This is a genomic window from Olivibacter domesticus, assembly GCF_900109575.1.
Taxonomy (GTDB): domain Bacteria; phylum Bacteroidota; class Bacteroidia; order Sphingobacteriales; family Sphingobacteriaceae; genus Olivibacter; species Olivibacter domesticus.
The window spans coordinates 306,827-320,754 of the sequence record NZ_FOAF01000001.1 but is presented as its reverse complement, the minus strand read 5'-3'; the positions used below and the strand labels follow the sequence as shown (position 1 = coordinate 320,754).

Below are 13,928 nucleotides of genomic sequence, written 5' to 3'. Positions count from 1 at the left end.
ATCTATTCCTTTCTCGCATTTAAAACTTCCAAAAAAAACTCCAGATGGCGAACAGATGCGACGCATCTGTTCGCGTGATATTCATCAGTTACCAACGCTATTCAAAATCTGAGTAAGTAGGTAACGGATTATTTTTCAATATGCCATTACTGTTATCCAGTTCCGTTTGTGGAAGCGGAAAAGAAGCATTCGTTACAGGATCAAATTGACGCGGCCCCCTTGGATCTGTAGTGGTGCTTGCTTGGCTGTACGTACTTTGCGCCAAGTTCCAGCGTTTTAGATCTAAATGCCTATCGCCTTCATAGGCCAGTTCACAACGCCTTTCTCGCATCAGATCGTTAAAGGTAGGTGCATCAATGCGCTTGCTCTGATCATTATGAAAAGCCCTTAGCCGTACTGCGTTTAACGCGTTAGCAGCTGCGGCAATAGGCACTTCCGCCTGTTGTGGTCCGCCTCCATTCAGCATCATGGTAGCTTCGGCATTTAGCAAGTAGACATCAGCAAGACGTAAAATGGCATTATCTAAGCCTGCATCCCAAGAGTAGGCGTTGGCATTCCAATAAGGTTGCATAAATTTAACGCACATATAGCCCGTTTCCATGTCGTTGATATTATCAGAATTGAGTACAATATCTTGTCCTAACAACCGCACGGTTTCATCGATACCAGCCAAAGTAGCTTTCCTACGACTATCATTTTCTTCAAAAGCATCCGCCAAGCTTTTAGTTGGAGCAAAATAAGCCCAACCCGCTCCTCCGGTTAAAGTTTTGGATAAACAGATAATCGGTGTAATCGTTGTTTGATGCCGTACCGGAGCACACACCAAGCCAAATAACACCTCGCTTGATTTCTCATGATCGAGCGAAAAAAGATTAGCGTACTCTTCCTGAAGCGTATAAGCGCCACTATTAATTACGTTATCCGATGCCTCTCTAGATGCTTCCCATTTCCCCCAATAGGCATATAGTTTAGCCAGGTATCCCCATGCAGCACCTAAATGGGCACGGCCTACCTGATCACCCGTATAAATCCAATCGGGCAGCTGCTTGGTTGCTGTCAGCAAATACTGCTCAATGCGATTAAACGTTTCAGTTTTCGTTTGCCGAGGTTGATTGATATTCTCTGGATCATTGATATCATAAAAAGGCAGACCACCATACCATTTTGCTAATTCGAAATATGCAAAACCTAATAAAAAGTTAGCTTCTCCCAAAATGCGATTTTTCATTGTTTCATCCATATCAATATCAGGCACATTTCGAAGCACATCGTTCGCTCTGCGGATAACCCTGTAGAAAATCTGCCAACGGGCATATGCATATCCAGAAGCATTCGTTGTAGTTGCAAAATTAGTTAAGTTAATATCACTACGTTCACCGGCGTTATTAATGGTAAAATCATCACCGGCAGCTTGGTACCAGAACTGACCTTCACCAAAACCTTCTTCTTCATATAAAGGTGTATATGCCGCATTGATACCCAGCTCAGCATCGGCACCCGTATTCCAAAAGGAGTTTAATCCATTAGGTTCCTTATCCAATAGATCTTTGGTGCAAGCGCTTAGCACTATTGTGAAAAAGACAAGAAAAGTATATCGAATTTTTTTATTAGTTTTCATCTTATTATTTTTTTTAAAATTGCTGATGAGAGCTCGAGTAAATAATGATTGTCCTGTGTGCCAACATTATTTACATCTCGGTTCCATAATAAATTATAAGCTTAAGTTAATGCCCATGATGAATGTTTTAGCCTGCGGATACTGCCCACGGTTTACCCCAATCTCATTATTTCCATACGATGCTGGAAAAGTTTCACCTATTTCCGGATCAATACCTGAGTATTTTGTAAACGTAAGTAGGTTTTGCCCTGTTAAATATATTCGGAGATTGTTAACGGCTATTTTACGGATAGAAAATTTCGGCAGCGTATAACCCAAGGTAAGATTGCGCAAACGAAGATAATTACCACTTTCCACGTAGATATCAGAAATCTGCTGGTTACCATTTGGATCCGTAATCGATAAACGTGGAATTGCCGTATCAGTGTTTTCAGGACTCCAAGCATTTAATATATCAGCATATTGATTATAATGCGGATCCACAAATATGCCCGTCCACTTCGTAGCATTTAAAATTTTATTGCCCCCCACACCATACCATGACATCGATAGATCAAAATGCTTATAACTAGCATTAAAGTTTAATCCATAAGTTAATTTGGGGAAACCACTACCCAAATTAGTTCGGTCATCTGCATTAATAACGCCATTTCCATCAATGTCTACAAATTTCACATCACCTGCCACCGCCGAAGGCTGATATACTTGTCCATTTGCATTTACATACGAATTGACTTCCGCATCAGATTGGAACAAACCAGCTGTTTTATAGCCATAAAAATAACCAATCGGCAGCCCTGTCGTGGTGCGTACTAGCGTATTACCCCTAAAGGTAGAACCGTAGATCGCCTGCGAGGCACCCAATGCCAGCACCTTATTGGTCAACGTAGCAAAATTAGCCCCAATATCATATTTAAAGTCGCCATCTTGTTTATGATAAGTGACGGCAGCTTCAAAGCCCTTATTCTCTACCTTTCCTGCATTGACCCAGGGCGCTGTTGTTACACCAGCCAGTGAAGTAATAGGCACCTGCAGCAAGATATCGGAAGTAGTTTTATTATAATAATCCATTACCACTTCCAAGTTATTGTTCAGAAAACCCATATCAAAACCAACATTCCATTGCGTTGTTACTTCCCATTTAATATCTGGGTTGGGAATATTAGATTCAAAACGTCCCAACGTTGGTGTTTCTCCCTCGCCAAACACACTATAATAGCCATCATTGTCGGTATTGTTCCTAATAATACTATAGGTAGGATAATTATCATAAATATTTTGATTGCCAAGCTGCCCCCAGCTGCCTCTTAATTTTAAGTTGTTAAACGCATGTTTTGCCCCTTCAAAAAAAGGTTCCTCTGAAATACGCCAGCCTCCTGAAACAGAAGGAAACACCCCCCAGCGATTGTTTTTAGCAAATTTAGAAGAACCATCCGCCCTTAGATTTCCCGCCAATAGATAACGATCGTTAAAGGAATAATCTAGACGGCCAAAATAGGAAATCAGTCCCCACTCCTCCCGTCCGCTGTACATAGAAATGATGGTAGTAGCATTAGAGAAATACCGCGAACGCTCGTCTTCTGAAATAAAACCGCTGGCCCTTTGATTATCATTCAGGTAATTGTTGGATTCTACAGCCATCCCTCCCAAAGCCATCAGATGATGCTTACCGAACATATTATCATATTTTAATGTATTGGTAGAAATCCAATGGGTGGTCTGCTCTGTCACTTGGTACAAGGTGTTCACATCATTTTTCCGACCAGCTTCCGGAATACGCGGACTGAAAACTTTATTTACCGCATTCGTGTAATCATATCCAAAATCAGATCTGAAGGTAAGGTGGTCAACCACATTCCATTCAGCAAATACATTTCCTATCACTCTTTTTCGATCAGTTTTATCATCTGCTCTGTTGATGATACCAACGGGGTTCTCCACATCACCGCCCAAAGCACCTACCCCACTCAGCTCACCCGTGGATGTGTAAACAGGGATATCAGGTTGATAAAGAAGTGCCGAATAAAGTGCACCAGAATAGTCGCTAGTGGTATTAATGGCCTTATTATCGTTGACACTTAACATAAGATTCTCACCAATTTTTAGATTCTTAGCTAAGTTAAGTTCCGTGTTTACACGAAAAGATGTACGCTTAAAATTGGTATTTTTCAGAAAACCATTATTATCGAAATGACTTGCCATGATGTTATATTTTGCCGTATTGCTGCCACCACTGAAACCGATATCGTAACTGGCTGTATAGGCATTTTTAAAAATTTCATCCTGCCAATCGGTTGCAGTTATTTGCGCCTCAGGCGTACCATAATAAGCCGGTACGTTTAAACCTGAATTACGATAAGCCTGCATATGTACTTGATTACGCTCTACCGCATTCAACATATCTATTTTACCCGTAGGGCTTTGGAAACCCTGTTGGGTATTAAAGGAAATATTCACTTTATCAGAAGATATGCCCTTTTTAGTGGTTATAATAACCACTCCGTTAGCTGCCCGCGAACCGTAAATGGCTGCAGAGGCTGCATCTTTTAGTACGTCAATTTTCTCAATACTACTCGGATCCACATCATTCATACTATTTACAGGAACCCCATCCAGAATATAAAGAGGGTTATTATTTCCCAAGGTACCGATACCCCGAATCCTTACCGAAGCCGAGGCTCCCGGTGCTCCCGAGTTCTGTAGAACAGTTACACCCGCCATTTTTCCTTCAAGTGCATGTTCCACACCTGTAACTGCCGTATTTTTTACACTTTCCATATTCATGGAAGACACCGCGCCTGTAAGATCGGCTTTTCTTTGTGTGCTATATCCCACCACGACTACCTCATTAAGGCCTTCCGCTGCCATTTTCAGGGTTACGGTGAGAGTTGTTTGGTTACCAATAGAGATCACCTGCTTTTCATAGCCCATATAGCTGAATTCCAATTGTGCACCAACGGTAACTGGCAATGAAAAAGCACCTGCATTGTCGGTAGAAGTTCCTTGCTTATTCCCTTGAATCCGCACACTTACTCCCGACAAAGGGCTGCCACTCTCATCAAGCACACGTCCCTTTATTGCTTGTTGGCGGTTTTCCTGCTTACCTATAAGGACAACATTTTTATCAAGTACCTCATAAGGCACCGTATTTCCCAAAAGTTGGTCTAATACCTGGGTAAGCTCCTTATCTTTTACAGCGATATCCACTTTTCCAAGAGGATCCAAGACAGCCGAATTGTAGAAGAAACGATAAGTTGATTCCTGCTGTAGTTTATTGAGCACATAACTAACTGTCGACTGTTTTACGTTAATAGTTAGTTTCTCCTGTGTATGCCCAGTGGCAAATAACTGTGTTACACCTACAAATGTTAGCAGCATTCCGGTTTTCATAATCATGCTAAGTTTAAGGTAAAAGGGACGTTTGAGGATAATAGCATTCAAAAATCTTATTTTCATTCATTTTTTGCTTTCACAAAGAACGGCTACCCCGTGAGGCGAATTACATCAAAAGGTTTCTTATCTTTGTATGGTTAATAACTAGAATAAAGGAGCTTTGTTCCTTGTTAAATTAAGGGCGAGGGGCAACTCGTCCTTAATTTATTTTCCTTTTCAGCTTGGTTTCGTCTTCATTTTCTCATATTTTACGTTTATTTTTCTGCGTTGCGGATAATTATAGTGTCTTGTTTTTGTTCAAAATCAAAAGCTACTATTCGCTTCAAAAGCGTCAATGATTGTATTAAATTTTCATGCTCTAACACACCATTAATCTTTTCATTTTGTAAAGTACTGTCCTGAAACCTAAAATGAACATCGTATTTCCTTTCTAATTGATGCACAACATCTCCAAAGCGATCGTCAGAAAAAGCAAATCGATTCGAAAGCCACGCAATTTGCGCTCGATCATCGGATCCTTTACCCGTGATTTCACTAACCTTTACCCTTTTACTTTTTGCGCTTGCTCCTTGCAAATTGCCAGTCGCGACGGTCAGCTTCTCCAAAGGCTTTAAGATAATACGCTCTCCCTCGTTAACATTTACAGCAACCCTACCCTGAATAAGTGTCGTTTCAATATTCTCATTAGGGTACGCTTTCACATTAAACTCCGTACCTAAAACCTCTACCTTGATGTTTCCTACCTCTACCAGAAAAGGAGCATTAGGCCGACTGACAACTTGAAAGTATGCCTCTCCTATCAGTTTTACCTTTCTTGTATCCGTGTTAAATTGCTGATCTATATATAAAGTACTCCCGGCATTCAATTTTACCTTCGTACCATCTGGCAGATCAACACTTTGTGTGTCACCAAAAGCCGTTTGCGCAATCAATTGGTCTTGAGGTTTCTGAAAAATAAAAAATGCAGCTATACCGATCAATATAAAACAGATACAGGCAGCAGTCCAATAGACGCTTCTAAAACGAACAATGCGATCATTACGTTGTATATTGTTAGGTTTTTCATTCAGGATCTCAGCCCTATGAATGTTTTCCCAAAGCTGCGTATTTTTTTCCTTTAGCTCTTCAGGAGTGAAATTGTCGGGCTGACCTGCCGTTTTTAGCTTAATGAAAGCCTCTATTTCCCACCGCGCCATTTCTTCGGGATAATTTTTTAAGTATCCATCCAACCGTACACTTTCATCAGAGGTGATCGCTTTACCCAGCCGCTTAATTATTAACCTAATAATTTCTTCTTTGTCTACCATGTTGTTATCTATATGACACGTTTTTTTACCGAAGTTCTTAAAGCAATGCGACTATTTATTTTCTTATTCTATCACAACGGCAATTTTTTTTAATGCAATCTGTAATTGGGTAAATACAGTTTTATAAGAAAGCAACAATATCTCCGCGGCTTCCGCTATGGATAGTCCATCTTCCTTCACCATTTTGTAGATAATCTGGCATTTAGGGGGTAAGCTATTAACTGCTTTAACTATCCTACTCTTTGTTTCTGCACTGATATAATATTGTTCCGGACTAAATTCAACAAGGATGTGATGGTCAGACGTTAGAAAGCTTTCCATATTTTTAAAACGTTTGGTTGAGAAAGTACGCAAATGATTTAAGGAAGCATTGCGAGCAGCGGTATAAAGAAACACCTTTTCGTTGGCGATATCAGGCAAAGTTTTCCTTTTTAACCATAATCTAAGGAAAACGTCATTTACTATTTCTTCCGCTATGTCCCTATTGTTTACAAAGGAATAGGAAAAATGAATGAGTGGATTAAAATAACGAAAATACAATTCATTAAATGCCGATTCGTCATCTTCCTTTATCTTCCGCAATAATTCTTGCATAAACATTTTAATCTCAAAAGCTTTGAAAGGTTGATATTTGATGTTGCTCTTGGTTATACTATCTTTAGCAATTATAGCCTAATTTTTCTGTTATTTACAAAAATATTGTTGCTTTTATGCTCTTTTGTTTTTAAGATTTGGCGATTAAAAAAGTGTCTTAATAAAAGCGATCTTAACGAACACCACATGTACAAAAAAATTTTCCTTCTACTACTTTCAACGACAGCCTATTTATATGCCACGCCGGCTTCCGCACTACAGGAGAAAGAAGAAATTAAGTATGTAGACCCCTTTATTGGTACAGATAATGCCAAGGTATATACGAAATGGGGAAAAGAAGGAGGCACCTACCCAGGAGCCGTTGCACCTTGGGGTTATATACAGATGAGTCCGGAAACAGTAGGTGCCGGACAACCGGGATACCACTATGCAGATACTTCCATTCAGTACTTTTCCTGCATTGGGCATAAAAGTGGATTTCCCGAAGGATCAAAAGGCAATATAAAACTCATGCCTATCAACAAAGACGGCAATAGGCTTCGCACTTTTCGACACCAAGATGAACAAGCCAAACCGGGATATTACAGTATAAGGTTTCAGGACGACAACACCTTAGTAGAATGTACAGCCACTGCCCGCGTAGGCGTCATAAAGATTACCTTCCCGGCGAGAACAGCACCCAAGCTTTGGATCGACGATGTAGGCACACTCGCGTTAACCTCTAGTAACACCGCTTATGGTACACAACATGGCAGTGCATTTCAATTTAGCATGGCCGTTTCAAAGCAAGAGCTGGTAAATGGTGGGTATACCCTTCATTTTACAGGAAACCAAACCTCTCCTACCGTTCTAACGGTATTAGTGAGTGCTTCCCCAGTAGGTTATACAGCTGCTTTGAAAAACATTAAGGCCTTACTACAAGAAACAAAAAAGACAAAAGAAACACTCTTTTCTTATGCAAACAAACAAACAAGCAACGAATGGGCAGCACTTATGCAAACCATCTCCATCAACGATACTAATATACATCATAAACGCAGTTTTTACACGGCCCTATACCATGCTTGTTTGTTGCCTTGGGTCATTTCGGATATAGATGGTTTTTATATGGGTGTAGATGGGCTCACACATCAAACAAAAAGACAAAATCAGTATGGTGGCTTTTCTCCTTGGGATACCTTCAGAACATTACATCCTTTGATCCAATTACTTTGGCCACAAAAACAAGCAGACATGGTTGGATCGATGTTAGATGTCTATAAACAAAGTGGTTTTCTTCCAACCGAGTCTATGACAGGAAACCATGCGGTACCTATCTTGGTTGATTCTTACCTAAAAAACCAAAGAATAGCAGATGCCAAAGAAATATATCAAGCGTTAAAAGGAAGTATTTATCAGGGCCCATATAAGCAGCCAGATCTCACTGTTTACCATAAAAAAGGCTTCATACCTGCCACCATGGGTGAATCCGTAACCCGAACGATGGAATATGCCTATGATGACTGGGCTTTAGCCAATTTTGCCAGGAAAGTGATGCATGATACCGCAACAGCAAATGTTGCAGAAAGATACAGCAGGGCTTATCGTCAGCTGTTCAAAACTGACGAACTTCTTTTTATACCAAAAGACGATGCGGGATGGAAAGAACAGCCAGGTACTGTTGGTTACAAAGAAGGAGATGCCTATATATATAGCTATTTTGTACCTCAATATCCTCTAGACCTCATTAATTTAATGGGGGGCGACTCGCTTTTTACCAGCCGCCTAGCGCATTTTCTATCTAAACAGCAATTGGTGTTCGACAATGAGCCCGCTTTTCATGTACCTTACCTATTCAACTATGCCCAGCGACCTGATCTCACCCAATATTGGGTATATAGCATTCTAACAAAGCGCTTTTCAGATACTCCCGATGGATTGCCTGGAAACGATGATCTTGGTTCCCTATCCAGTTGGTATATCTTCAATGCCTTAGGCTTTTATCCAATGGCTCCCGGGAATCCGATTTATACGTTCGGTACCCCTTTGTTTGATAAGGTTACCATTCATTTGCCCAGCAAAAAGATTTTATCGATACAGAAAGAGGCTAATAAAGATTCCGCTTATTATCTACAAGGAGTTCAGGTAAATGGAAAACCATATGCGCAATTTGAAATAGACCACCAAACGATAGCAAGTGGCGCGTTATTAGAATTTACACTTGGTGAAAAATCCGATAGCCCTTGGAATAAGTGTGCCAGTCCAATAACTGCAGACAGCAGAAAACCCCTTGTCCGCATAAATAAAGTAGAGGTCCCAAAGAAGCATGTAAATCCTAATGAACGCGTAGCGGTTGTGGTCCATCTTAGTAATAAAGGAGCCATGCGTACTAAACGATTGGAAATTAAGCTCGACGGCAAACCGTATACCTCTAAAAATGTGCTGCTCCATGAAGACGAAACACGGCAGGACACGCTGTATTTTCGTTTATATCCCTTTGGCAACCATCAATTAACACTCGAAGACCATCGCTGGTCGATGCAAGTTATCCCCTCAGATCACAAACAGGCAACAGCTGTTGAAGTAAGTCAATTAACCTATACACCTTTGTTAAAGCTCGGTACCAAGCAGCGATTACAATACAAAGTAAAAAATTTAGATGGCGCCCCACAAAAAATACAATTACCCGTCCATTTCGATGAGCAAGTTATAGGAACGGATACTTTCACACTGGAAGCTGGGGCGGAACAACAAAGGGAATGGGTATTTCGGGCAAATGAAAAAGGGCAAAAGACAATCAAGATAGCCGATCAACATGGCAAATGTGTCGTATATAACCAGCCACGGAAAGCTTTATTACTTGGAGGCCCAAACTGGGATGTAGCGTCGAGCGAATTGATAATAGATAAAACACCCTTTACCAATGTGGCAAATGTAAAAGGACAAGCCTTCTCAACTAAAGAACAAACATTTAGGTTAGACAGTCAGCGTTATGTTATATGGAAACAAAACGCCATTGTAAATGCTATTGATACCCGCATGACCATTATGTTGTGGATCAAACCTCAAATGCCTGCAGCAGAACTGGTAGACATCTTTTCGAAAGGTGATCAACATGTGTTACAATTGGTTGATGGTAAGAAGTTAAATTTTTTCGCAGGCGGTTGGGGAAGAGGAGAATGCATAGCAGAACTCCCTACCGATTGGTATGGTAAATGGCACCACGTGGCGGGTGTGTGTGATGGTAAGAACCTATATCTATACATAGATGGACAATTAAAAGCAAGCCAGGCAGTAGCACCCAACATAAATCTTGCCAATACCAATAGATGGCAATTAGGACAAAATGAAGAATTCCCCGGCGAACGGATCTACCAAGGGTTAGCTAAGAACGTGATGGTTTTTACAGAAAACCTATCAGCAGCTGAAATAGCAGCCATAGCGGGAATAAACAAGTAAAACCAACAAGAGGTATTCATTAGACATTATTTAAATGATGTCCATTGATTAAGCAGTCGATAAAAGACATAAAAATTGTAAAAAATTTGCGTAGTTAAATAACTACATTTATATTTGTAGTCAAATAGCTACACAATGAATTTAAGACGCGATGTTTTTCAAGCCATAGCAGACCCAACAAGAAGAGCTATTCTTCTATTGGTAGCTACGCAATCCATGACAGCAGGTGCAATAGCCTCCAACTTTGACACCGCCAGGCCAACCGTTTCAAAACATTTGCAAATACTCACCGAGTGCGAATTGCTTAATCAAGAGCAAAACGGCAGAGAAATTTACTATCACTTTAATGCAAAAAAAATGAAAGAAGTAGCAGACTTTATAGAACCATTCCGCAACATGTGGGATGATAGGTTTAATAAGCTGGAAACCATCATGAAGAATTACAAACCAAATAAATAGAAATTATGGAAAGAAAAACGAAGGTCCATGCCGAAAAGGGCAAGCAAGAATTAGTGATTGCAAGAGAATTTGACTTGCCGTTGGAATTACTTTTTAAAGCATATGTGGATCCTGATATTGTAGGACAATGGATGGGAACAAACGTGTTGAAACTTGAAAACAAAAAGCATGGTAGTTACCAATTTGAGACAAGAGATGACCAAGGAAAAGTTGTATTTCGGGCAAATGGGGCAATCCATGAAGTGGTCCCGAATCAGCGAATAACACGGACATTTGAAATGGAAAATGCACCTTTTGATGTTCAGCTTGAATTTTTAGTATTTGAGCGACTTACGGACAGCACCAGCAAACTCAATATACATATTATATATAAATCAGTAGCACTCAGAGATCAACAGTTACAGCTACCCTTTGCTCAGGGTATTAACATGGCACATAACCGACTGGAAGAAATTGTACGTCAATTAAAATAATCTATCATGACAAAAAGCACTAAAATTATCTATTGGGTTGCTACTATCTGGCTTGCATTAGGAATGTCTTCAACAGGAATAGTCCAATTAATTAAAATGAAAGAAGAAGTAGCCGTTATAAACCAGCTAGGCTACCCTATCTATTTTCTAACCATATTGGGTATTTGGAAAATCTTAGGGGTAATAGCAGTACTTATTCCTAAATTCCCTTTGCTAAAAGAGTGGGCTTATGCAGGCTTTTTCTTCGCCATGTCGGGCGCTGTCTTTTCCCATCTAGCGGTTGGAAACGGTGGCAAAGATTTTTTCGGACCAATATTATTACTAATCTTGACTGCCCTGTCATGGTATTTCAGGCCTGCTGATAGGAAAAATACTTCAGTTAAATTAACAACTGCATAACAAGAATTCTACGATGGAACCAAACAAAGAAACAAAGGAACCAGACAATACCGCGATACGAACAGCCCTATGGAGAGCATTGCATCTGCAAGTAGATGCAATGCCGCATGTAGTTGAAGATGAAATTGGCTTGAAGTTGATAGCACCACCTGACGATTGGCAGCAACGCCCCGATATGAAATTCACGAAACGCCTTCGGGCTTCTATTGTAGCTCGTGCTCGCTTTATTGAAGATTTCGTTATAGAACAAAGCAAACAAGAAATTGACCAATATGTTATTCTCGGCGCAGGACTTGATACATTTGCTCAACGCCAGCCAGATATTGCTTCCAAATTTCATATATATGAAATTGATCAACCCGATACATTGACATGGAAACAGCAACGATTAATCGAACTTGATTTTGGTATTCCGAAATATTTGCACTTTGTACCGGTGAATTTCGAAATTTCTTCTTGGTGGGAAAAGTTATTAAAAGCCGGCTTTGATACTAATAAGCCTGCTGTCGTTGCTTGTACAGGAGTTAGTTTGTATCTTACGAAAGAAGCCATTACTTCTACATTAGCAGTGATTGCTTCCCTTGCATCAGGTTCAAAGCTTGCTATGACGTTTTACCTACCAATGGAGCTTCTTGATGAAGAGGATAAACCCATGCAGGAAATGGCAGAGAAAGGTGCCCGTGAAGCAGGAACTCCGTTTGGAAGTTTTTTTGCTCCTAATGAAATATTGACGCTGGCCCGTGACGCTGGCTTTAAAGAAGTAAAAACAATATCAACAAAAGATATGGTGCAATATTATTTTACGAATAGAACTGACAATCTTTTACCAGCAAGTGGTGAAGTATTCCTATTGGCAACAACATAGAAAATAAATTGACGAACGAACATACAAATGAATAATAGGATGAATGCTAAAGTTGATTTTTATTTTAATAAAACCGAAAAGTGGCAGGAAGAGATCAAGAAAATGAGAACGATCGTTCTTGACTGCGGACTAACTGAAGAATTGAAATGGGGTACTCCTTGTTACACCTTTCAGAAAAAAAACATCATCTTAATACATGTGTTTAAAGAATACTGTGCGTTTTTGTTTTTCAAAGGCGCATTATTACAAAACACCAGCGGCATGCTCATCCAACAAACCGAGCATGTACAAGCGGCGCGCCAGATTCGGTTCACGGATGTTCGAAAAATAATTGAGACTGAGCCCATCTTGAAAGCCTATATTTATGAAGCCATTGAAGTAGAAAAAGCCGGATTGAAAGTGGATTTAAAAAAGACGGCAGCATTTGCAGTTTCCGAAGAATTTCAAAAAAAATTAACGGAAATCCCTGCTTTGAAGACTGCTTTTGAAGCATTGACACCAGGGCGGCAAAGAGCGTATCTTTTTCATTTTTCGCAACCTAAGCAATCTAAAACCCGGGAATTGAGAGTTGAAAAACATATGCAGCAAATACTTGATGGAAAAGGATTAAATGATTCCTATATTCGATAGGAAAATAAACAAGTGACAAAAAGGATTACTAAATTTGTAATACAGGCTTCAGAAGAAAACCATATACCGAATGAAAAATAATAAAAAGGAATTATCACCAGAACAAAATTTAGAACTCATCAGCATATTAAAGGTCCGTTTTGAAAAAAACATGAACCGTCATAAAGACCTCGAGTGGACTAAAATACAAGCAAAGTTAGAAGCGAATACAGAAAAACTATGGTCGCTCGATGAAATGGAAAACACGGGCGGTGAACCAGACGTTGTTGCTTATGACAAAAAAACAGGCGAGTATATTTTTTTCGATTGCTCAGCAGAAAGTCCCAAAGGTCGCAGAAGTGTTTGTTACGACCATGAAGCATTGGAAGCAAGAAAAGAGCATAAACCCGAAAATAGCGCTGTAGAGATGGCAGCCGATATGGGCATTGCCCTTTTGACAGAAGAACAATATCGGGCTTTGCAACAATTGGGAGAATTTGATAAAAAAACCTCCAGCTGGATAACAACGCCTGCCGACATCCGGAAGCTCGGCGGTGCCCTTTTTTGTGATCGCCGTTACAACACTGTCTTCTTGTATCACAACGGTGCCGAATCCTACTATGCTGCCAGGGGCTTTCGTGGCGCGCTATGGGTTTAGGTTTTTTAGTAACAATAAAAACATCTAATTAAATAATTGCCTAAAGTTAGAAGGCAAAGTGCCATATTCTGTAATCAAAGGAAGCTATTACGTGGAGGCAGGAAAAACTGTTCGA

General features: G+C 40.1%; 11 protein-coding genes. 7 read left to right on the top strand and 4 right to left on the bottom strand.

Features of this window, described 5'->3' with window-relative positions; genetic code table 11:
- Window positions 1–97: 97 nt before the first annotated feature.
- From BMY50_RS01365 to BMY50_RS01350, 4 genes are all read right to left on the bottom strand, one after another.
- Complete coding sequence (locus BMY50_RS01365; RefSeq protein ID WP_093317187.1) at window positions 98–1,618, bottom strand: RagB/SusD family nutrient uptake outer membrane protein; 1,521 nt, start codon at window positions 1,616–1,618, stop codon at window positions 98–100.
- A gap of 93 nt (window positions 1,619–1,711) precedes the next feature.
- A complete protein-coding gene (locus BMY50_RS01360; RefSeq protein ID WP_202907718.1) occupies window positions 1,712–5,074 on the bottom strand; it encodes a SusC/RagA family TonB-linked outer membrane protein in 3,363 nt (1,120 codons plus the stop codon).
- A 191-nt stretch (window positions 5,075–5,265) separates the two neighbouring features.
- A complete protein-coding gene (locus tag BMY50_RS01355; protein WP_093317181.1) occupies window positions 5,266–6,318 on the bottom strand; it encodes a FecR family protein in 1,053 nt (350 codons plus the stop codon).
- Window positions 6,319–6,381: 63 nt separating this feature from the next.
- The gene (locus BMY50_RS01350) at window positions 6,382–6,912 is read right to left on the bottom strand and encodes an RNA polymerase sigma factor (RefSeq protein ID WP_162276504.1); all 531 of its coding nucleotides are present in this window, start codon (window positions 6,910–6,912) and stop codon (window positions 6,382–6,384) included.
- Between the two features lie 186 nt (window positions 6,913–7,098).
- On the opposite strand from BMY50_RS01350, the gene BMY50_RS01345 reads away from it, so the two are divergent.
- The 7 genes from BMY50_RS01345 (at window position 7,099) to BMY50_RS01315 (ending at window position 13,813) form a co-directional block, all read left to right on the top strand.
- A complete protein-coding gene (locus tag BMY50_RS01345; RefSeq protein ID WP_139202163.1) occupies window positions 7,099–10,350 on the top strand; it encodes a GH92 family glycosyl hydrolase in 3,252 nt (1,083 codons plus the stop codon).
- 135 nt (window positions 10,351–10,485) lie between these two features.
- Window positions 10,486–10,809: an ArsR/SmtB family transcription factor gene (locus BMY50_RS01340; protein WP_093317167.1), complete on the top strand. Its 324-nt coding sequence runs from the start codon at window positions 10,486–10,488 to the stop codon at window positions 10,807–10,809.
- A 5-nt stretch (window positions 10,810–10,814) separates the two neighbouring features.
- A complete protein-coding gene (locus BMY50_RS01335) occupies window positions 10,815–11,282 on the top strand; it encodes an SRPBCC domain-containing protein (RefSeq protein ID WP_093317157.1) in 468 nt (155 codons plus the stop codon).
- Between the two features lie 6 nt (window positions 11,283–11,288).
- A complete protein-coding gene (locus tag BMY50_RS01330) occupies window positions 11,289–11,681 on the top strand; it encodes a DoxX family protein (RefSeq protein ID WP_093317153.1) in 393 nt (130 codons plus the stop codon).
- Window positions 11,682–11,694: 13 nt separating this feature from the next.
- Window positions 11,695–12,546 (top strand): class I SAM-dependent methyltransferase, encoded by an 852-nt coding sequence (locus tag BMY50_RS01325; protein WP_093317149.1) that lies wholly within the window; start codon window positions 11,695–11,697, stop codon window positions 12,544–12,546.
- A 39-nt stretch (window positions 12,547–12,585) separates the two neighbouring features.
- Window positions 12,586–13,176: a YdeI/OmpD-associated family protein gene (locus BMY50_RS01320; RefSeq protein ID WP_093317144.1), complete on the top strand. Its 591-nt coding sequence runs from the start codon at window positions 12,586–12,588 to the stop codon at window positions 13,174–13,176.
- Window positions 13,177–13,246: 70 nt separating this feature from the next.
- On the top strand, window positions 13,247–13,813 hold the full coding sequence (locus BMY50_RS01315) for a DUF4256 domain-containing protein (protein ID WP_093317138.1): 567 nt from the start codon (window positions 13,247–13,249) through the stop codon (window positions 13,811–13,813).
- The last annotated feature ends 115 nt before the right edge of the window (window positions 13,814–13,928 follow it).